At 70.9% G+C, this 21,020-nt stretch carries 17 protein-coding genes; 14 read left to right on the top strand and 3 right to left on the bottom strand.

The features are described from left to right. The first annotated feature begins 17 nt into the window (after nucleotides 1-17). Both ABZ707_RS22830 and ABZ707_RS22825 read left to right on the top strand, forming a co-directional pair. Nucleotides 18-1,505 (top strand): hypothetical protein, encoded by a 1,488-nt coding sequence (locus ABZ707_RS22830; RefSeq protein WP_360177907.1) that lies wholly within the window; start codon nucleotides 18-20, stop codon nucleotides 1,503-1,505. Further along, entirely contained in the window at nucleotides 1,502-3,757 is a 2,256-nt protein-coding gene (locus ABZ707_RS22825; RefSeq protein WP_360177904.1) for a polysaccharide pyruvyl transferase family protein, read from the top strand. The genes ABZ707_RS22830 and ABZ707_RS22825 overlap by 4 nt, the downstream gene beginning before the upstream one ends. Before the next feature lie 119 nt (nucleotides 3,758-3,876). Here ABZ707_RS22825 and ABZ707_RS22820 read toward each other — a convergent pair whose 3' ends face one another. Further along, nucleotides 3,877-5,235, bottom strand: coding sequence for a polysialyltransferase family glycosyltransferase (locus tag ABZ707_RS22820; RefSeq protein ID WP_360177901.1), 1,359 nt, complete (start codon nucleotides 5,233-5,235; stop codon nucleotides 3,877-3,879). Next, nucleotides 5,235-6,215: a glycosyltransferase family 2 protein gene (locus tag ABZ707_RS22815; RefSeq protein WP_360178176.1), complete on the bottom strand. Its 981-nt coding sequence runs from the start codon at nucleotides 6,213-6,215 to the stop codon at nucleotides 5,235-5,237. Before ABZ707_RS22815 ends, ABZ707_RS22820 begins: the two co-directional genes overlap by 1 nt. 187 nt (nucleotides 6,216-6,402) lie before the next feature. Here ABZ707_RS22815 and ABZ707_RS22810 point away from each other — a divergent pair, with 187 nt between their 5' ends. The 12 genes from ABZ707_RS22810 (at nucleotide 6,403) to ABZ707_RS22755 (ending at nucleotide 19,964) form a co-directional block, all read left to right on the top strand. Then, a complete protein-coding gene (locus tag ABZ707_RS22810; protein WP_360177898.1) occupies nucleotides 6,403-7,722 on the top strand; it encodes a DUF6716 putative glycosyltransferase in 1,320 nt (439 codons plus the stop codon). A 29-nt stretch (nucleotides 7,723-7,751) separates the two neighbouring features. Continuing rightward, nucleotides 7,752-8,969, top strand: a complete 1,218-nt coding sequence (locus ABZ707_RS22805) for an acylneuraminate cytidylyltransferase (protein WP_360177895.1) — start codon at nucleotides 7,752-7,754, stop codon at nucleotides 8,967-8,969. Nucleotides 8,970-8,978: 9 nt separating this feature from the next. After that, a complete protein-coding gene (locus ABZ707_RS22800) occupies nucleotides 8,979-9,905 on the top strand; it encodes an N-acetylneuraminate synthase family protein (RefSeq protein ID WP_360177892.1) in 927 nt (308 codons plus the stop codon). 5 nt (nucleotides 9,906-9,910) lie between these two features. Next, nucleotides 9,911-10,981, top strand: coding sequence for a hypothetical protein (locus tag ABZ707_RS22795; protein ID WP_360177889.1), 1,071 nt, complete (start codon nucleotides 9,911-9,913; stop codon nucleotides 10,979-10,981). Between the two features lie 339 nt (nucleotides 10,982-11,320). Next, on the top strand, nucleotides 11,321-12,544 hold the full coding sequence (locus tag ABZ707_RS22790; RefSeq protein ID WP_360178173.1) for an amidohydrolase: 1,224 nt from the start codon (nucleotides 11,321-11,323) through the stop codon (nucleotides 12,542-12,544). A 138-nt stretch (nucleotides 12,545-12,682) separates the two neighbouring features. Then, nucleotides 12,683-13,741 (top strand): BMP family ABC transporter substrate-binding protein, encoded by a 1,059-nt coding sequence (locus ABZ707_RS22785; RefSeq protein WP_360177886.1) that lies wholly within the window; start codon nucleotides 12,683-12,685, stop codon nucleotides 13,739-13,741. A 214-nt stretch (nucleotides 13,742-13,955) separates the two neighbouring features. Further along, nucleotides 13,956-15,500: an ABC transporter ATP-binding protein gene (locus ABZ707_RS22780; RefSeq protein ID WP_360178170.1), complete on the top strand. Its 1,545-nt coding sequence runs from the start codon at nucleotides 13,956-13,958 to the stop codon at nucleotides 15,498-15,500. After that, nucleotides 15,497-16,621 carry an ABC transporter permease gene (locus ABZ707_RS22775; protein ID WP_360177883.1) on the top strand — a complete coding sequence of 375 codons (1,125 nt, stop codon included), beginning with the start codon at nucleotides 15,497-15,499 and terminating at the stop codon, nucleotides 16,619-16,621. The genes ABZ707_RS22780 and ABZ707_RS22775 overlap by 4 nt, the downstream gene beginning before the upstream one ends. Continuing rightward, nucleotides 16,618-17,907 carry an ABC transporter permease gene (locus tag ABZ707_RS22770; protein ID WP_360177880.1) on the top strand — a complete coding sequence of 430 codons (1,290 nt, stop codon included), beginning with the start codon at nucleotides 16,618-16,620 and terminating at the stop codon, nucleotides 17,905-17,907. Before ABZ707_RS22775 ends, ABZ707_RS22770 begins: the two co-directional genes overlap by 4 nt. After that, nucleotides 17,904-18,308: a cytidine deaminase gene (locus tag ABZ707_RS22765; RefSeq protein WP_360177876.1), complete on the top strand. Its 405-nt coding sequence runs from the start codon at nucleotides 17,904-17,906 to the stop codon at nucleotides 18,306-18,308. The genes ABZ707_RS22770 and ABZ707_RS22765 overlap by 4 nt, the downstream gene beginning before the upstream one ends. Before the next feature lie 62 nt (nucleotides 18,309-18,370). Next, the gene (locus ABZ707_RS22760; protein ID WP_360177873.1) at nucleotides 18,371-19,648 is read left to right on the top strand and encodes a thymidine phosphorylase; all 1,278 of its coding nucleotides are present in this window, start codon (nucleotides 18,371-18,373) and stop codon (nucleotides 19,646-19,648) included. Nucleotides 19,649-19,688: 40 nt separating this feature from the next. Next, a complete protein-coding gene (locus ABZ707_RS22755) occupies nucleotides 19,689-19,964 on the top strand; it encodes an STAS domain-containing protein (protein ID WP_360177870.1) in 276 nt (91 codons plus the stop codon). A gap of 18 nt (nucleotides 19,965-19,982) precedes the next feature. Here the strand turns inward: ABZ707_RS22755 and ABZ707_RS22750 are convergent, their stop codons facing one another. After that, on the bottom strand, nucleotides 19,983-20,957 hold the full coding sequence (locus ABZ707_RS22750; RefSeq protein ID WP_360177867.1) for a sigma-70 family RNA polymerase sigma factor: 975 nt from the start codon (nucleotides 20,955-20,957) through the stop codon (nucleotides 19,983-19,985). Between the last annotated feature and the right edge of the window lie 63 nt (nucleotides 20,958-21,020).

The following is a 21,020-nucleotide window of genomic DNA, read 5'->3' as shown; positions in this document are numbered from 1 at the left end:
TAGACGCCGGGAGCAATATGACGAAGGTCCGCAGCCTGTGGCCGAGACGGCGGGGCGGCAAGACCGCCAAAAGTGCCGCCGCACCACCGGACACCTCGGCGCCCGAAGCCCGGATCACGCCGACGGATCCGGCGGACTGTCTCCGGGCCTGCGCGCAGTTCGGTGACAGGCTTGTCGCGGGGGACGACCGCAAGCGCACCGAGCTCGCCGGGAAACTGCGGCATCTGCGGACCCTCCAGGACGCCGCGGGGGCCCCGGCGGGCGGGCGTGAGGCGTCCGGCGCCGGGGTGCAGCTCGACGGCGAGCTGCTCGACGCGCTGCTCGCCGTCGGCACCAAGGCCATGGAGTGCGGTGCCGCCGAGGAGCTGAGGCTCGCCCGGCTGATCACCGACGCCGTGCTCACCCAGCGCAAGGCGTCCCGGGCCGCCTGGCGCCTGCGCGGCAGGACGCTGGAGGCCCTCGGCGACGAGACCGCGGCCATCGAGGCGTACGAGCGCTATCTCGCACTGACCACCGAGGACTGGTTCGGTGTGGCCCCCCGGCTCGCCGGACTGCGGATCGCCGCGCGCCGCCAGGGCGAGATGCTCCAGCTCCTGGCCCGTGAGTGCCCCCGGGCGGAGAGCTTCGCCGGCGCGCCCGCCGACGACCTGTGGGCCGAGGGCGTCCGGCTGCACACCGGCGGCGAGCGGGAACAGGCCGAGCCGCGGCTGGTCGGCGCGCTGCTGGCCATGGGCAGGACCGGCCGGCCGGTCCTGGAACTCCAGAACGCCGTCGGCCAGTACCTCGATCTGCGGATGGAGGGCGCCGGCGGTGATGCCTCGGCGCTGGGCGAGCTCATCGGCCACTACGCCGAGCAGCGCAGAAACCGGATGCGGCCGCCGCTCGCCGACCCGACGTTCGGCGGACTCGACTGGATCACCCTCGGTGAGCTGCGCAATCTGATCACGGGCAAGTCGGTCTGCCTGGTCGCCAACTCGGAGAGCCTCGGCCGGAGCGCGCTGGGCCCCGAGATAGACACGTACGACCTGGTCGTCCGCTTCAGCTCCTACCGGATCGACGCGGCGGCCACCGGCACCCGTACCGACATCCATGCCACCGGCCATGAGCACGGCCACAACTGGGACCGGCCGGTGACCACCCGGATCGTCTACGGGGGCGCCTCCGAGGAGTGGCGCTACTCGATGCGCGAACGGCTGGTCTCCGGCGCCCAGCGCCATGTGGCCGACGAGTCGCTGCGCTGGCCGCTGCGGCATATCGGCGGCATCGGCTGGGACGCCTGGCCCTCCGTCCCCACCAGCGGTTTCAACACCCTGTGGCTGCTGGACTTCCTGGACGTGAGCCCGACCCTCGATCTGATCGGCTTCGACTTCTACGAGAGCGGTGTCCACCGCCTGCCGGGAGCGATGCGCGTACCGCTCACCTCCGAGCGCGAGCGCGCGGCCGAAAAAGCCTGGGTCATGGAACGCGCACAGAGTGTCACCGATATGAGGATATCCCTGAGATGACCGCCGTCCCTCTCCCCGGTGACCGGGCCGCCGCCCGCGAAGCCGCCTCCCCGGCCCCGGCGAACGCGCTGACGGGAAAGCGCCGTATCGCCTTCGCCGCCTTCGTCGACGACGACCGGGTGCCCGGCTTCCTGGCGCTGCTGCGCAGCCTCGCGCTCTCCAACCCGGACGTGTGCGAGGACTTCGTCGTGCTGCACGACGGTCTGTCCGCCGGCGCACTCGCCCGGATCGGCGAGCTGCACCCGCGCGTCGAGCCGCGTCCGGTCGCCACCGAGCGCTACGCCGCGTACGCCCTCGACGCATCGTCCCGCCGGGACTGCTTCCTCCTCGACGTGTTCCGTATCCGCGAGTACGACACCGTCATCACGCTGGACCCGGACACCGTGGTGCTCGGTGATCTCGGCGCCCTGCTGAGGCTGCGCGACGGACTGGCCGCCTGCGGCCTGCCGTCCGGCGGACCCGGCGGCCGGCGCCGGATCGCGCCCGGTCCGCTGGTCGTCCAGCGGGAGTATCTGACCGACGCGTTCTGCGCGCGGCTGGACGCGGCGGGCCGGGACGGGGCGTACGGGCACGGCGCGGGCTCCGGTCCCGGCCTCGGCCTGCTCGACGCCGTGCTGGACGGGGACTTCGTTCCGCTCGACGGCATGGCCGAGTACAGCGGGACGGAGCAGGACCGGGAGAAGTTCGACCTGCCCGACGCCGAGTTCCACGCCGCGTACATGGCACTCTCCTCGGCCGCGCACCACGACCTGATCGTGCGCTACGGCACCCCGCACGTCCTGCGCACCGAAGACCTGGAGAGCGCCCGCAAGGTCGCCACCGCCCATATCGTCGCCGGTGAGTACCAGGAAGCGGCCGACCTGCTCGGCCGGATCCACATCCCGGTGAACGAGGCGTGGCCGCACGAGGTGTTCGGCCACGCGCTGATGAGCCTGTCCCGCTACGACGAGGCACGGGCCCAGCTCCTGATGGCCACCGCCGCCCCCAAACGCGCCGCGACCGCCTTCGGCCGGCTGGCGCAGATCGCCTGGATCCACGGCGACGACGGCGCGGCGCGGGAGTACGCGCTCGCCGGGCTCAGCACCGACCCGACCCACCAGGCCGCCCGCGAGATGCGCCGCCGCACCACGGGCCTGCCCACGTCGCGGCAGGGCCCGGCCGAGGACCAACTGGCCCATGTCGCCTTCTACATGCCGCAGCAGGGCAACGCCGGCGACAAGCTGCTGCCGGAGTCCGTACGGCTGACCTTCGGCGCGGACACCGGCTCGCGCCGCTGGCACTCCGTCCACGCGCACCGGCTCTTCGACGAGGCCGCGCTGGAGGCCGTCAACGCCCGGCGGGGGCTGGTCATCGGCGGCGGCGGCCTGTTCATCCCGGACACCGCGCCCAACGGCAACAGCGGCTGGCAGTGGAACGTCTCCGACGCGATGCTGAACCGCATCGACGTACCGATCATGGTCTACGCGGTCGGCTTCAACGCCTTCGACGGCCAGTCCTACCGGCGCCGGCGCTTCGAGGCCGGGCTGCGCCTGCTCGTCGAACGCGCCGCCTTCTTCGGACTGCGCAACCACGGCTCGATCGAGAAGGTCCGCGCGCTGCTTCCCGCGTCACTCCACGACAAGGTGCGCTTCCAGCCCTGTCCGACCACTGTCACCCGGCAGCTCGTCGACGGCTGGACCGATCCCGAGCACCGCGAGAACACCGTCATGATCAACGCTGCCTACGACCGGGCCGGGCTCCGCTTCGGCCACGACTACGGGCACTTCCTCGGGGAGATGGCGAAGGCGGTACGCGCGCTGGACTCCCACGCCGAGGTCCAGTGCGTGGCGCACTCGCTCGACGACGAACGGATCGCCTTCGACCTGCGGCGCGAGTACGGCATCTCGCTGCCGGTGATCCCCATGTACGACTTCGGGAACGACGCGATCCGGGACACCTATGCCCGTACGAAGCTGGTGATCGGGATGCGCGGGCACGCCGGCATGATCCCGTTCGGCTGCGGGACCCCGGTCATCAGCCTGATCTCGCATCCCAAGATGGCGTACTTCCTGTCCGACATCGAGCGCCCGGAGTGGGGCGTCTCGGTCCATGACAAGAACCTCGGAGCGCTGCTCACCGAACGGGCGCTGGGCGTGCTGAACGACCACGACGCGGCCGTCGCCGATGTGCACGGCCGGCAGCGCGAGCTGTGGAAGGTCACCCGGGCGAACGCGGCCGACCTGGCGGCCGTCCTGGGCACTCCGGCCGGCTGAGGCCGCACGGCCGCCGGGCCGTAGCCGGGCGTAACGGAAAGAGCCGGGCGTGACGCACACGAGGGCGGGCCACTGATCACACCGATCAGTGGCCCGCCCTCGTCCGTCCGGCTCCGTCGTCACGATTGGGAGCGCAGCACCGTCCGCCGCAGCTTCCGCGCCCGCCGCACCATCCGCCGCGCCGTGGCGTTGCGCGGGATCCGGGAGAGCTGCGCCGGGACCGCGCCCGGCAGCGCGAGCGCCGTGAGCCGGCGGCGCTTGAAGTAGCGCCAGGTGTACGTGTTGAGATGGCGCGAGAGATAGCTCTCCGCCGCCGCCCGCAGCTCCGGATAGATCTGCGGCTGCATGGCGTAGCCGACGGCCGCGAGCAGCTCCGCCACCTGCGGATCCGGCTGGTGCGTGCCCTTGTCGTCGAGCGGCGGCAGCAGCGCGTCCACGATCGTCACGGGCACGCGGTTGCTGTTCTGGTACGGGGCGAGCCGCTCCAGCAGCAGTTCCGTGCCGGTACGGGCCACCGGGATGCCGTAGAAGGCCGCCGCCGTGAACAGCGCGGTGGAGAAGCAGCCGACCACCAGCGCCGGCTTCAGCCGCCGGTACAGCACCTCGGCGAGCACCGGGGTGTCCATGATCGTCAGGTCGGCGCCGAGCTTCTCCGCCTCCTGCTCCAGGAGCCGGGACCAGACGGCGGGCGCGTTCGGGTGCGGCTTGAACACCACCTGCGTGTGGCCCTGGGCCACCGCGCCGCGCACCATCTGGATGTGGAGATCCTCCTCCTCCCGCTCGGTGAGGATCCCGAGCGCGGAGAGGTACTGGCCGAGCAGCAGCGCCGGAGGTGTCGCGGGTGTCTCGATCTTCCGCTCGGCGTCGGTGAGTTCGTCCAGGACCCGGGTGAACGCCTCCGTCGGCACCAGCTCGGGCTCGACACCGAACTCGGTGAGCAGGAGCGGCTTGAGGCCCGGGACGAGATCGAGGTGGAGCAGCCTGCGGACGCGTTCACCGACCAGCGGCTCGATCTTGGAGCGGGTGGGGCCGTAGCTCATCAGCCCGTCCGCGTAGACGTCGACCGGCGCGCCGGTGAAGATCTGCGCGATCGCGAGCGCGGGAGTGACCTGGATGGACTCGACGATCAGTTCCACGCGGTCGTCGCCCAGGCGCCACGCCAGCCGCAGATGACGCTCCCAGAGCGGGATGTCGTCGGGCCGGGGCGCCCAGGCGCCCGGATGGAACGGCGCGATGGTCTCGTTCCACGACACCAGGTCGTCGAACCTGTCGCGGAGCTGCTCGAAGCCGGGCATCTCGTCGACGGACGGCGCCAGCTCGGGAGATCCGGCGTTGTTGCTGATGACCAGCAGACGCCGGGCGGCCGGGCGGAAGAGGCCGGCGTCGGTCGCGGCGGCCAGGGTGGCGGCGCCGTAGAGCGTCGAGGCGCAGAAGATCTGCGTGGTCCTCGCGTTCGTGTCGCGGGCGGACTGCGCCATCACGCCGCCGCCTTCCCGGCGGACAGCGACCGCCTTCGCAGGCGGCGCAGCCGGGCCGAGCGGTCCAGGTCCATCGAATCCAGCGCTTCCTTCAGGACGTCCTGGGGCAGTCGTCTCAGAGCGGCGGCGCTCATGGTCCGCAGTTGACGGGCCACGGCGGGCTCGAACCGTTCCTTCGATCCCAGGTGGTGGGCGATGATGGCGCAGTAGGTGCGTACGGCCTTCAGCAGGAACCGGTCCGCTTCGGAGTCCTTCGCGGTCTCCGCGATGACCTGGTCGAATGCCTTGATGAAGTCGAGCTGGCGGACATCGCCGATCTGGGTGAGCGACGAGGCGACTCCGCGCCGGTAGAAGATGCCGAGCAGACCCACCGCGGCGAAGGACTCCGACTCCCGGTGCAGCCGCCATATCCACGGCCGGTCCTCGGCCGTCCGCAGCCCGTCCGTGAAGTGCACCAGGCCCCGGTCGACGATGCGCCGGTGGTAGATGCCCGCCCAGGCGTACGGATAGTCGACCGAGGTGGAGCGGTGCGCGGGCAGGATCGCGTCGCGCGGCCGCAGCACCTCGTCGCGCCGGCCGACCGGCACGCGGTGGATCGTGCGGGCCCTGGCGGTGAACTGGACGTGGTCGGTCCTGACGAAGTCGCAGCCGAGCCCTTCTATGGACGCGAGGAGCTGTTCGTAATAACCCGGCGCCACCCAGTCGTCACCGTCAAGGAAGGTGACGTATTCGCCGCGCGCCGCGTCGAGACCCGTATTACGTGCGGTTGCCAGTCCACCATTCCGTTCATGTCTGAGCAGGACCGCCCCGGGAAGTTCCCGCTCGGCGCGTTCGAGGATGTCCGGGGTTCCATCGGTCGAACAGTCGTCGACCAACAGGAACTCGAAGTCCTCACGGCTGTTCGCTCGGAGGCTTCTGAGGGTTTCGAGGGCGTATGTCTGCACGTTGTAGAACGGCACGACGACGGAGAGCTTGACCACCCGCATGAAGGTAGGCGATGCCAAGTCATCCGCCCTGACATCTGGGCGCATGGAAGGTGAACGACGCGTGGCGGAACGATGAACCCGGCCGTTTCCGAGCCTTCGTCGCCATTCGTAGATGTTCTGTTAACCCTTTATTGCCATTGAGTTGGGCCGACAAACGGAATGGCTTCCTAATGTCCTGGTCGTGCCATCACGTACCAGCCAAGCGGTCCGGGTCGCAGTGCTCGCCGACTCCGACACCCGGTGGAAGTGGGGTGCGCTCACCGCGCGCCGCATCGTCCCCGAAGACCGCTCCATAGAGCTCAGCGGATTTCTGCTGCGCGGGCGAGCCACGCCCACCGCCCGGCAGCTCGCGGAGGTCGGTGCGGAGGCGGACGCCCTGCGGGAGATGACCGGCACCGCGTTCCTGCGGACCCTGCGCGAGGAGACGTACGACGTCGTCGTGCTGGCCCTCGTCGGCGGCGCCGTCCAGGCCATGCTGCACGGGATGGCCGCGCTGGGCCTGGAGCGCCGGCCCGTCGTCGTCACCGGCTATGTCGGCGTCGTCTACGAGAAGCTCTCGGACGGTCTGCTGCTGCGGCACGGCGCGGATGTCGTCCTGGCCAACTCCCGCCACGACGCGCGGCGCTTCCGCGACGTGTACGAAGGCGTGGGCGCCGACGCGTCCTCGGTCACCGAGGCCGCGCTGCCCTTCCTCGGCGGTGCGCGCTACGCCCCCGAGGAGGGCCGCGACACCGTGGTCTTCGCCGCCCAGCCGTCCGTGCCGGCCAGCCGCGCCGACCGTACGTATCTGCTGCGCCGCCTGGTCCAGCACGCCCGGCTCCACCCGCGCCGCGAGGTCCTGCTGAAGCTGCGCAGCCGGGTCGGCGAGCACACCACGCACATCGAGGAATACCCCTACCAGCGGCTCGCCGAGAAGCTGCCCGGCGGTCTCCCGCCCAACTTCAGCCTTGTGTACGGAAACATGGGCGAGGTCCTGGACCGCACCGATCTGCTGGTCACCGTCTCCTCCACCGCGGCCCTGGAGTCCCTGCACCGGCGCATCCCGACCGCGATCCTCACCGACTTCGGCGTGCGCGAGCCGCTCGGCAACCACCACTTCATCGGCTCGGGCTGCCTCGCCTCCTGGGAGCAGCTCGACAGCGGCTACCGGCCCCGCCCGGACGCCGTCTGGGCGGACCAGCAGGGCGTCGCCGCCGACGGCTCGTACGCCTCGGCCTTCGACACGGCCCGCGACCGGGTCGCCGGGCTGCTCGACGAGCCCGAGCTGCCCGCGATCAGTCCGTACTACACGGCCACCACCGCGCCCGGATACCTGCCGGGGCTCCTGGCCCGCTACCACCTGGCGGCCGACGGCACCGCGCTGTCGACCCCGCAGCCCGAGACCGGCACCGGCGGTGTCCGCCGTGTGGTGCGCGAGGCCGTACGGGGCGCGGCGCGCGGCGCCTACCGCCACGGCGTGCAGCGCGTGGCCCCCGTCATCCGCCGGATGGGCGAGCTGTGAACCGGCGAGCCGCGAACCAAGGAGTACCCATGACCGTCCTCGCCGTGATCCCCGCACGCGGTGGGTCCAAGGGCGTGCCCGCGAAGAACCTCGCAGCCGTCGGCGGCGTCCCGCTGGTCGTCCGCGCGGTGCGCGCCTGCCAGGCCGCCCGCCTGGTGACCGATGTCGTCGTCTCGACGGACGACGCGGCGATCGCGGACGCCGCCCGCTCGGCCGGCGCCGAGGTCGTCCTGCGGCCCGCCGCGATCGCGGGCGACACCGCGACCAGCGAGGCCGCCGTGCTGCACGCGATGGACGCCTACAGCGCGATGCGCGGCAGGACCGCGGACGTCGTCCTGCTGGTGCAGTGCACCAGCCCGTTCATCACCGCCGAGGACGTGGACGGTGTCGCCGGCTCGGTCGCCGAGGACGGCGCGGACACCGCGCTGACCGTCGCGCCCACCCACGGCTTCATCTGGCGCCAGGACGGCCCCGCGGCCGTCGGCGGCCCCGACGGCTACGGCGTCAACCACGACAAGTCGAACCGGCCCCGCCGCCAGGACCGGCCCCAGGAGTACCTGGAGACCGGCGCCGCGTACGCGATGCGCGCCGAGGGCTTCCGCGAGGCCGGCCACCGCTTCTTCGGCCGGACCGCGCTCGTACCGACCGACCCCGCGCGGGTCCTGGAGATAGACGACCCGCACGACCTGGCCCGCGCCCGCGCGCTCGCGCCGCTGCTCGACCCGGCCGTCCTGCCGGTCCACGACGACATCGACGCGGTCGTCCTGGACTTCGACGGGACCCAGACCGACGACAAGGTCTTCGTCGACTCCGACGGCCGCGAGATGGTCGCCGTGCACCGGGGCGACGGACTCGGTGTCGCCGCGCTGCGCCGCGCCGGCCTGGAGCTGCTCATCCTCTCCACCGAGCAGAACCCGGTCGTCGCCGCCCGCGCCCGCAAACTCCAGGTGCCGGTGCTCCACGGCATCGACCGCAAGGACCTCGCACTGAAGCAATGGTGCGACGAGCACGGGATCGCGCCCGAGCGGGTGCTCTACGTCGGGAACGACGTCAACGATCTCCCGTGCTTCGGCCTCGTCGGCTGGCCGGTGGCCGTCGCGAGCGCCCATGACGCCGTACGCGCTGCCGCGCGTGCCGTCACCACGACCCCCGGTGGTGAGGGGGCGATCCGTGAGATCGCCGCCTGGCTCCTCGGTCCGGGGCTGAGCACCTCCCACACAACCCCCCACAACACCCTCGACAAGTAAGGACCCTTCATGAGCACCAACGCCTCCTCCCGCCTGCGCACGTTCGGCACGCGGACCGCCGGCCCCGGCCGTCCTGTCTATGTCACGGGTGAGATCGGTATCAACCACAACGGCGAGCTGGACAACGCCCTCGCCCTGATCGACGTGGCCGCCGAGGCCGGCTGCGACGCGGTCAAGTTCCAGAAGCGCACCCCGGAGATCTGCACCCCGCGCGACCAGTGGGACATCGAGCGCGACACCCCCTGGGGCCGGATGACGTACATCGACTACCGCCACCGCGTCGAGTTCGGCGAGGACGAGTACCGCACCATCGACGAGCACTGCCGCAAGCGCGGTATCGACTGGTTCGCCTCCCCGTGGGACACCGAGGCCGTCGCGTTCCTGGAGAAGTTCGACGTCCCCGCCCACAAGGTGGCCTCCGCCTCCCTCACCGACGACGAGCTGCTGCGTGCCCTGCGCGCCACCGGCCGTACGGTCATCCTCTCCACCGGCATGTCGACGCCGAAGCAGATCCGCCACGCGGTCGAGGTCCTGGGCAGCGACAACATACTGCTCTGCCACGCCACGTCGACGTACCCGGCCAAGGCCGAGGAGCTCAACCTGCGCGTGATCAACACCCTGCAGGCCGAGTACCCGAACGTCCCGATCGGCTACAGCGGTCACGAGACCGGTCTCCAGACCACCCTCGCCGCCGTCGCCCTCGGCGCCACGTTCGTCGAGCGCCACATCACCCTCGACCGCGCCATGTGGGGCTCCGACCAGGCCGCCTCGGTGGAGCCGCAGGGCCTCCAGCGCCTGGTCCGCGACATCCGCACCATCGAGGCGTCCCTCGGTGACGGCGTCAAGAAGGTCTACGAGTCGGAGCTCGGCCCGATGAAGAAGCTCCGCCGCGTCGCGGGCGTCGTCGCCGAGGCCGCCGACAAGGTGGCGGTCTGACGGCCATGACCGGTCCCAGCGGGGGCCGCCCCCCGCACCCTCGTGCGATCGCTTTCGTGGAGAGCCCGGTCCAGCTTCTGAACGTGCTGGAGTGGGCCAGGGCGAGCACGACCGGTGAGGCCCTCACCGTCGTCGTGCTCTCGCCCACCGATCCCATGTCACGGGGCCAGCTCCGCCGGATGGCCGAGCTGGCCCGCGACGAGGGCTTCACCGTGCGCTGGCAAGAGGCGCGCGGTGGGGCGGGGGCGCCCCTGCGGACGGTGCGTGAACTCGCGCCGATGCTGCGCAGGGCCGAGCGGATCGTCATCGGCGACCCGTTCTCCCGTTATGTGCAGCTCCTGCTGACCATCGTCGGCAACAAGGAACTGACCGTTGTGGACGACGGCACCGCCACGATGGAGTTCGTCGGGCAGGTCGCCCGCGGCGAGCGGCTGGTGCGCTGGCACCGGCGCGGCAGCCGCGGGCCGCGGGAGCTGGTCCTCGCGCCCGTCACCGCGGCCGCGCGGCGCCGGCTCACCCCGTCGGCGGCCCGTACGGTCGAGGTCTTCACCTCGATGCCCGTCGAGGAGGTGCCCGACGGCATCACCGTGACGGCCAACCGCTTCGAGTGGACCCGGTCGGCCTTCGGCCCGCCGCGGATCACCGCCGGGGCCGACATGGTCGGCACCTCGCTGGTCGAGACGGGTGTGGTCGACGCGGACCAGTACACGGAGGCGGTCATCGGGCTCGCCCGCGCGCACAACGCCACCCGGTACTTCGCGCACCGCCGCGAGGGCGCCGACAAGCTGCACCGGCTGCACCTGGCGACCGGTCTGGAGATCGTCCGCCCGGACCTGCCGCTGGAGCTGATCGCGCGGCGCGGACCGATCGGGAGCACGATCCTGAGCTTCCCGTCGACCGTGGTGCACACCCTGCCGCTGGCCCTCGCCGGGACCGGCGTACGGGTCGCGGTGTGCGACATCGCCCCGGAATGGCTCAAGGAGAGCGCCTCGCCGCGCGCCCAGGGCTTCCTCTCGGGTGTCACGGGCACGGCCCGCGACGTCCAGCGGCTGCCCCGCACGGCGTCCCCGGCCTGAGCCGGACGGACGGCCGGGCACCCCCCCGGCTGGCATCCCGGGGGCATCTCAGGGGGCGGCTCCACCGGAGCCGCCCCGAAGCACACCGCCCCGGCCGCCGGACGGGCGGCCCACGCGGATCCTCCCGCCCCGAGCGGGTACACCTGTACGAGACGGCCCCCGGCCGGACCACCGCACCGCGACCCCTGGTCACGGCGGTCGAAGACGGCCGGGTATACCCGGTCTGTCCCGGCATCAACCATCGGCAAGCACTTTTCTTCGGCTGAGTGGCTGAAATTTTGTGGATCGATGGTTGGTTGATCATAGAAGGGGCCTACCCTTCAACAGGTGAGCCAGTTGATGTCCCGTGAGTCCGAAACAGAGCTGCCCGAGAGCGCGGCGCTTCCCGGCGCGCTCTCCGACGAGCTGCGTGCCGAGCTGATCGCCTTCCGCCGCGACATGCACATGCACCCCGAGCTGGGCAACCAGGAGTTCCGTACGACCTCCGCCCTCAAGCACCGGCTGGAGCAGGCCGGGCTCGCGCCCCGGGTGCTCAACAACGGCACCGGACTCATGTGTGACGTCGGCACCTGGGACGGCAGCCGTCCCATGCTGGCCCTCCGCGCCGACATCGACGCGCTGCCCATTCCGGACACCAAGACGGGCGTGGCCTACCGCTCCACCGTCCCGGACCGCGCGCACGCCTGCGGCCACGACGTGCACACCGCCGCCGTCCTCGGCGCCGGACTGGTGCTGGCCTCCCTGGACCGGCAGGGCCTGCTGCCGAACGCGGTGCGGCTGATCTTCCAGCCCGCCGAGGAGGTGCTGCCCGGCGGCGCCGCCGACTCCATCGAGTCCGGCGTGCTGGACGGCGTCGGCAGGATCATCGCGGTGCACTGCGACCCCCGGGTCGACGCCGGGCTGATCGGGCTGCGGCACGGTCCGATCACCTCCGCCTGCGACCGGCTGGAAATCGCTCTCGACGGCCCCGGCGGCCACACCGCCCGCCCGCACCTCACCACCGACCTGATCACCGCCGTCGCCCGGGTGGCCGCCGATGTCCCGGCGCTGCTGGCCCGCCGGGTCGACGCCCGCGCCGGTCTCGCCGTCACTTGGGGCCGTATCGAGGCGGGCCACGCCTGCAACGTCATCCCGCAGCACGCGGAACTGGCCGGCACCGTCCGCTGCCTGGATCTGCACGCCTGGCGTGACGCGCCCGATCTGGTGCACGCGGCGATCGACGAGGTCGCCACGCTGCATCACGCGAAGTCGCAGATCAACTACATCCGCGGGGTGCCGCCCGTGGTCAACGACCTGGCCGTCACGGAGCTGCTGCGCGCCGCCCAGACCGCCCGCCGCGGTTCGTATGCGATCGAGGACACCGAACAGAGCCTGGGCGGCGAGGACTTCTCCTGGTATCTGGAGCAGGTGCCGGGAGCGATGGCGCGGCTCGGTGTCAGGACGCCCGGCAGCCAGGCCCAGTACGACCTGCATCGGGGCGATTTCGACGTCGACGAGCAGGCGATCCAGGTCGGCGTGGAGCTTTTCACGGCCGCCGCGTTGTTGGACGGCAACCGTTTGTAACCGGCCAGGACACCTCCCGTTCGCGACGATCCGATAACAGCTTCCGTACAGGTCTTTATCTGACATCTACGCGCGTTACGATCGCCGCGAAACCAGCGCCGGAAGAGGCGCTTAGGTCAGGTTGAAGGGACCACCCTCTTGCGCCGGGTAACCAAGATCGCTGCGGCGGGGATCGCCTCCGCCGCGCTCTCTCTGACTGCCACCGCGTGTGGCAGCACGTCGGCCGACAAGGCCAAGGCCAGCGAGACGACAAGCGCCGCCGCGGGTGGTGTCAAGGTCGGCGTCGCCTATGACGTGGGCGGCCGCGGCGACCACTCCTTCAACGACTCCGCCGCGCGCGGTATAGACAAGGCCAAGGGCGAGTTCGGTGGCGAGGTCAAGGAACTGACCGCCAAGACCACCGACACCGAGGCCGACCGGCTGGAGCGTCTCAGCCAGCTCGCCCAGGCCGGATACAACCCGGTGGTCGGCATCGGGTACGCGTACGCCAACTCGATGAAGCAGGCGGCGGTCAAGTTCCCCGACACCACCTTCGGCATCGTCGACTCGGTCGTCGACGCGAAGAATGTCGACAACATCGTCTTCACCGAGGAGCAGGGCTCCTACCTCGCGGGTGTGGCCGCGGCGCTGAAGACCGAGAAGAAGCACGTGGGCTTCATCGGCGGTGTGGACGTCCCGCTGATCAAGAAGTTCGAGGCGGGCTTCGTGCAGGGCGTCAAGGACACCGACAAGAGCATGAAGGTCGACGTCCAGTACCTGTCCCACGGGTCCGACACCTCCGGTTTCGCCAGCCCCGACAAGGGCAAGGCCGCCGCTCAGGGCATGCTCGACAAGGGCGCCGACGTGATCTACAGCGCGGCGGGCTCCTCCGGCTCCGGCTCCATCGAGGCCGTCAATGGCGTCAAGGGCGCCTGGGCCATCGGCGTCGACTCCGACCAGTACAACCAGGCTTCCCTGGCCAAGTACAAGGACTCGATCCTGACCTCGGTCGTCAAGAACGTCGACGTCGGCGTCTACGACCTGATCAAGTCGATCCACGACAAGAAGCCGCTGGTGGGCACCAACACCTACTCGCTCGCCAAGGACGGCGTCTCGCTCTCCACGAGCGGTGGCTTCATCACGGACATCCAGCCGAAGATCGACGCTGCCAAGCAGAAGATCATCGACGGCTCGGTCAAGGTCAAGACCACCCCGTGACCCGCTCCGGCGCGCGGGCCCGACCTGCGGCCGGCTGAGCGTACGGGCCCGGCGAAGGGGTCTCGTCCCCCTTTCGCCGGGCCCATAACGATGTGTCAACTCTACGCGCGTAGGCGGGAGTTGACGCGCTAGCGTCACCCAACGCCCCCCGCCCCAACGCTCCTTCCTCCGAGGAGAGTGCGCCATCAACGCGTCCAGCCCTCCCGCCGTCGAACTGCGCGGCATCACCAAACGCTTCCCCGGCGTCGTCGCCAACAGCGATATCGACATCACCGTCCGCAGAGGCACCGTGCACGCCCTCTGCGGTGAGAACGGGGCCGGCAAGTCGACCCTGATGAAGATCCTCTACGGCATGCAGAAGCCCGACGAGGGAACCATCACCGTCGACGGCGAGCAGGTCAGCTTCGGCAGCCCCGCGGACGCCATCGCACGCGGCATCGGCATGGTGCACCAGCACTTCATGCTCGCCGACAACCTCACCGTCCTGGAGAACGTCGCTCTCGGCGGCGAGAAGCTCTACGGCATCGGCTCCCGGGCCCGCGACAAGATCCAGCAGATCTCGGACGCGTACGGCCTCCATGTCCGCCCCGACGCCCTGGTCGAGGAACTCGGCGTCGCCGACCGCCAGCGCGTGGAGATCCTCAAGGTCCTCTACCGGGGCGCCCGCACCCTGATCCTCGACGAGCCCACCGCCGTCCTTGTCCCGCAGGAGGTCGAAGCGCTCTTCGACAACCTGCGCGAGCTGAAGTCCGAGGGCCTCACCGTCATCTTCATCTCGCACAAACTGGGCGAGGTGCTGTCGGTCGCCGACGAGATCACCGTCATCCGCCGCGGTACGACGGTGGGCACCGCCGACCCGCGCTCCACCACCTCCAGGCAGCTCGCCGAACTCATGGTCGGCAGTGAGCTGCCGTCCCCGGAGACCCGCGAGTCGACCGTCACCGGCACCCCGGCCCTGCGGGTCCAGGACCTGAGACTGACCGCCACCGACACCGACGGTGTCATGCGGGACGTCCTCGCCGGGATCGACTTCACGATCCACCGCGGCGAGGTCCTCGGCATCGCCGGGGTCGAGGGCAACGGCCAGGCGGAACTGGTCGAGGCGATCATGGGCATGCGCGACCCCGACGGCGGCGTGATCACCCTCGACTCCACCGACATCTCCCACGCGCCGACCCGCAAGCGGCGCGAGAGCGGCATCGGCTACATCCCCGAGGACCGCCACCGGCACGGGCTGCTCCTGGAGGCGCCCCTCTGGGAGAACCGCATCCTCGGCCATGTCACCGAACGCCCCAACTCCAGGGGCGTACTGCTCGACGCGGCGGCCGCCCGCCTCGACACCGAGCGGATCGTGCGCGAGTACGACGTCCGCACCCCCGGTATCGAGGTCACCGCGGCCTCGCTGTCCGGCGGCAACCAGCAGAAGCTGATCGTGGGCCGCGAGATGAGCCACCACCCGAAGCTGCTGATCGCCGCGCATCCCACCCGCGGTGTGGACGTCGGCGCGCAGGCGCAGATCTGGGACCAGATCAGGGAGGCCCGCCGTGAGGGCCTCGCCGTCCTGCTGATCTCCGCCGACCTGGACGAGCTGATCGGCCTGTCCGACACCCTGCGGGTGATGTACCGCGGCCGGCTGGTCGCCGACGCGGACCCCGCCACGATCACCCCCGAGGAGCTGGGCTCCGCCATGACGGGTGCGGCCACCGGCCACCTCGAACACGACGGCACGGCGGACCGGGCCGGGGGAGAGGACCGATGAACAAGCTCACCTCCCGCATGGACAAGGAGCGGCTGCTCCTCGCCGTCGCGGCACCCGTACTGGCCGTGATCACCGCGCTGGTCGTCACCGCGCTGGTCATCGCCGCCACCGGCAAGAACCCCTTCGAGGCGTTCAACGACATGCTGTCGTACGGCTCCGCCAGCGACAGCCAGGTCTACATCCTCAACAAGGCGACCACGTACTACCTCGCGGGCGTCGCGGTGGCCATCGGCTTCCGGATGAACCTGTTCAACATCGGCGTCGACGGCCAGTACCGCATAGCCGCCTTCTTCGCCGCCGTCGTCGGCGGCACGCTGGACCTGCCGGGCATCGTCCAGATCCCGGTCGTCATCATCGTCGCCATGCTCGTCGGCGCCATGTGGGCCGGTATCGCCGGTGTCCTCAAGACCTCCCGGGGGGTCAGCGAGGTCATCTCCACGATCATGCTGAACTCGATCGCCACCGCGATCATCGGCTATCTGATCCAGCCGGAACGCCTCGGCCAGCTCGACGAGGCCGGCACCCTGGTCTCCACCAAGCCGCTGCCCGAGTCGTCCTGGTTCTTCACCATGGACCTCGGCCCGGCCGGCCAGCTCTGGGGCTTCCTCTTCGTCGCCGTCCTCGCGGGCCTCGCCTACTGGTTCGTCCTCGGCCGCACCCGCTTCGGCTTCGACCTGCGCGCCGTCGGCCAGTCCGAGTCCGCGGCCGCCGCCAGCGGTGTCAGCGTCAAGAAGATGGTCGTCACCAGCATGATCCTCTCCGGCGCCATGGCCGGACTGATCGGTATGCCGACGCTGCTCAACGAGAGCCACATGTACAGCAACGACTTCCCGCTGGGCATCGGCTTCACCGGGATCGCGATCGCCCTGCTCGGCCGCAACCACCCGATCGGCATCGCGCTCGCGGCGCTCCTCTGGGGCTACCTGGAGCGCACCACCAACCACCTCGAAGTGATCGGCTACGACAAGGAGATCCTCGGCGTGCTCCAGGGCGTCATCGTCCTGTGCGTCGTCATCGCCTACGAACTCGTACGCCGCTACGGCCTCAAGCGCCAGCAGCAGCGCGTCGGCGCCGAACTCGCCGCCCTGGCCAAGACCGAGAAGCTGGAGGTGGCGCGATGACCGCCACGACGACCGCCACTCCGCCTCCCGTGGCCCCGAAGGCCCCGGGCGCGAAGCCCGCCCGCGCCCGGATGTCCGTCGCGCGGATCCTGCTGATCGTCGCGGGCGCGCTGGTCCTGCTGTCGGCGGTACGCGTCCTCACCGGCGCCGACCAGCTCACCTCCGCGGGCCAGATCAGCGCCTCCCTCGGCCTCGCCGTACCGATCGGCCTCGCCGGACTGGCCGGACTCTGGTCCGAGCGGGCCGGGGTGGTCAACATCGGTCTCGAAGGCATGATGATCCTCGGCACCTTCGGCGCCGGCTGGATCGGCTGGCAGACCAACCCCTGGCTGGGCCTGATCGCCGGGGTCGCCTTCGGTGTCCTGGGCGGCCTGCTGCACGCGGTCGTGACCGTCACCTTCGGCGTCGACCACATCGTCTCCGGTGTCGCCATCAATCTGCTCGCCCTCGGCGTCACGCAGTATCTCGCCAAGATCTTCTTCAACTCGGGCGAGGCGCAGCTCAAGGGCGGCAACCCGAAGCAGTCACCACCGGTCGACTCCATCCCGGACTTCACCGTCCCGGGCCTCTCGGACGGACTCGCGACCGTCGCAGGACACCACTGGTTCCTGATATCGGACCTGGCGGGCATCGTCGGCGGTCTGATCACCCAGGTCTCGGTGCTGACGGTCTTCGCGGTGGTGCTCTTCTTCGCCACCTGGTGGCTGCTCTGGCGGACCCCGTTCGGCCTGCGGCTGCGCTCCTGCGGCGAGAACCCGATCGCCGCCGAGTCGCTCGGCGTCAACGTCTACTCGTACAAGTACGCGGCCGTGGCGATCTCCGGCGGCCTGGCCGGCCTCGGCGGCGCCTTCCTCGCGACGGTGCCCTCGCACATATACCTGGAGGGCCAGACCGGCGGACGCGGCTATATCGGTCTCGCCGCGATGATCTTCGGCAACTGGCGTCCCGGCGGACTCGCCATGGGCGCGGGCCTGTTCGGCTTCTCCGACGCGCTCCAGCTCCGCAACGGCGGCGAGACCGTCCACGCGTTGCTGCTCCTGCTCGTCGTCCTGCTGGTGCTGCTCGCCCTCTGGAAGGCGTACCGGAAGGCGCTGTTCCAGGCCGTGGCGAGCGCCGTCGTGGCGGCGCTCATCCTGGTCTGGTACCTGGTGACCGACACCGTTCCCGAGGACTTCGTCGGCGCCACCCCGTATGTCGTGACACTTCTGGTGCTGTCGTTGTCGGCGCAGCGCCTCCGGATGCCCAAGGCTGACGGTATGCGCTATCGCAGAGGACAAGGAAAATGACGGCCGGCGCGGACCCGGCCGTCGACTGGGAGGCCCTGCGGGCCGCGGCGCGGGACGCCATGTCCCGTGCCTACGCGCCCTACTCGGGCTATCCGGTCGGCGCCGCGGCGCTGGCCGACGACGGCCGTACCGTCACCGGCTGCAATGTGGAGAACGCCTCGTACGGCATCGGGCTGTGCGCCGAGTGCGGTCTGATCTCCGCGCTGCAACTCGGCGGCGGCGGCCGGCTCACCCACTTCACCTGCGTCGACGGCGCCGGCGAGGTCCTGGTGCCGTGCGGCCGCTGCCGGCAGCTCCTGTACGAGTTCGGCGGCCCCGCACTGGTGCTGGAGACCCCGGACGGGATCCGCACGCTGGACGAGATGCTTCCGCAGGCCTTCGGGCCCGGGCACCTCAACTGAACCCGGCCTCTCCGTCGCCGCGATCCGGCGGCGGAGGGGCCGTACTCATCGAAAGGAACGTCATGGACGTCATCTCCGTCATCCGCGCCAAGCGGGACCGGGGCGAGCTGACCCCGGAACAGATCGACTGGGTGATCGACGCCTATACGCGCGGCGAGGTCGCCGACGAGCAGATGTCGGCGCTGGCGATGGCGATCCTGCTCAACGGCATGAACCGTACGGAGATCGCCCGCTGGACCGCAGCCATGATCGCCTCCGGCGAGCGCATGGACTTCTCGGCGCTGTCGCGCCCCACGGCCGACAAGCACTCCACGGGCGGCGTGGGTGACAAGATCACTCTGCCGCTCGCCCCGCTGGTGGCGGCCTGCGGCGCGGCCGTGCCGCAGCTCAGCGGCCGGGGCCTCGGCCACACCGGCGGCACGCTCGACAAGCTGGAGTCCATCCCGGGCTGGCGCGCGCTGCTCTCCAACGCCGAGATGCTGGACGTCCTGGAGACCACCGGCGCGGTGATCTGCGCGGCGGGCGACGGACTGGCGCCCGCGGACAAGAAGCTGTACGCGCTCCGCGATGTCACCGGCACCGTCGAGGCCATTCCGCTGATCGCCTCCTCGATCATGTCCAAGAAGATCGCCGAGGGCACCGGATCGCTGGTCCTGGACGTCAAGGTCGGCACCGGCGCCTTTATGAAGACCATCGAGGACGCCCGCGAACTCGCCGCCACCATGGTGGGCCTGGGCACCGACCACGGGGTAAGGACCGTCGCCCTGCTCACCGACATGGCCACCCCGCTCGGCCGCACCGCGGGCAACGCCCTGGAGGTCCGTGAGTCCGTCGAGGTCCTGGCGGGCGGCGGCCCGGCCGATGTGGTCGAGCTGACCCTCGCCCTCGCGCGCGAGATGCTCGACGCGGCGGGCCTGAAGGACGCCGACCCGGCGAAGGCCCTGGCTGACGGCTCGGCGATGGACGTCTGGCGCCGCATGATCGCGGCGCAGGGCGGCGACCCGGACGCGGCGCTGCCGGTCGCGCGCGAACGCCAGGTGATCACCGCGCCGTCCTCCGGCGTTCTCACCCGGCTCGACGCGTACGGCGTGGGCGTCGCCGCCTGGCGCCTGGGCGCGGGCCGCGCCCGCAAGGAGGACCCGGTCCAGGCCGGCGCGGGCGTCGAACTCCACGCCAAGCCGGGCGACACCGTCACCGCCGGGCAGCCGCTGCTGACCCTGCACACCGACACCCCGGAGAAGTTCGACTACGCGCTGGGCGCGCTGGACGGCGCGTACGACATCGCCGCGGCCGGCACCGAGTTCACGGCGGCGCCGGTGGTGCTGGAGCGCGTCGGCTGACCCCGCGATGAGTTCCGGGCGCGGGGCCGGTCTCCTTGTTGTGGACGCCACAGAACCCATCGTGCTCAACATCGCCGGCCGGCTGACCCCGGCCGATGTACCCCGGCTGTGCGAGGAGTTGACCTCGCGGCTGCGGGACTCGGCCGGGGCCGAGGTGATCTGCGACGTCGGCGGCCTGGTCCGGCCGGACCTGACCGCCGTCGACGCCCTGGCCAGGCTCCAGCTCACCGCGGGGGGACGGATGCGGTTGCGGGGGGCGGGCGCGGAGCTGGGGCTGCTGCTGGAGGTGGTGGGGCTGGGGGAGGTGCTGGGTTAGGGGAGCCGATCCGGCCTTCTAGAGGCGCCTCGGCAGGTCGAACAGGGGAAACCAGCGCTCCGTGTCCAGGAAGTTGTCGATGCCCGCGATCCGGCCGTCGCGGACCTCTATGACCTGGAGCGACCACGCCGTGTAGCCGGTGCCGTCGTCGCTGGGGTGGTAGTGCGCGAAGGCCGGCTGGCCGTTGGCGGTGGTGCGGACCAGCTTCGAGCCGCGGCAGACCGCGCCGACGCCCAGCATCCAGCCCACGATGTCGTCGTGCCCCTGGAGCCACAGGTCGTAGGGCGGCATGGAGAACTTCGCGTCGTCGTGCAGCAGCGCCGTCAGTGCCTCCATGTCGTAGCTCTCGAAGGCCGCGACATAACGCTCCAGCAGCGCCTGCTGCTCCGCGTCGAGCGGGTCGGTCGCGTCGGTCGTGGCCGGGGCGGACTCGGCGAGCGTCGCGCGCGCCCGCTGGAGCGCGCTGTTGACCGACGCGACCGTCGTGCCCAGCAGCTCGGCGACCTCGGCGGCCTTCCAGGCCAGCACCTCGCGCAGGATCAGCACGGCCCGCTGCTTCGGCGGCAGGTGCTGGAGCGCGGCGACGAACGCCAGCCGGATCGTCTCCCGCTCCACCGCCGTCTCGGCCGGATCGGCCACCGACGCCAGCACCCGTCCGTCCGGGACGGGCTCCAGCCAGGTGAGCTCCGGTCGGGTGGTGAGCCGGGCCTCCGCCACCGGTGTGGCCGCGGACAGGTCCATCGGCCGGGCGCGGCGGTTGCCCGCGCTGAGCATGTCCAGGCACACATTCGTCGCGATGCGGTACAGCCAGGACCGGAGCGAGGACCGGCCCTCGAACTTCTCATGGGCGCGCCACGCGCGGACCATCGTGTCCTGCACGGCGTCCTCCGCCTCGAAGGCGGAGCCCAGCATCCGATAGCAGTAGCCCGTCAGCTCCGTCCGGTATCTCTCCAGCCGGGAATCCAGGTCTTCTTGTGTCGCGAGATCAGTCATCGGCCACCCCAGTCGCACCCTTGGAACCAGTGCCCGGAAGCTATCGCAGCCCACTGACAATCG

Origin of the sequence: Streptomyces sp. NPDC006923 (assembly GCF_040635655.1) — a bacterium.
Lineage (GTDB): Bacteria > Actinomycetota > Actinomycetes > Streptomycetales > Streptomycetaceae > Streptomyces.
This window is presented reverse-complemented; position numbering and strand designations above follow the sequence as displayed.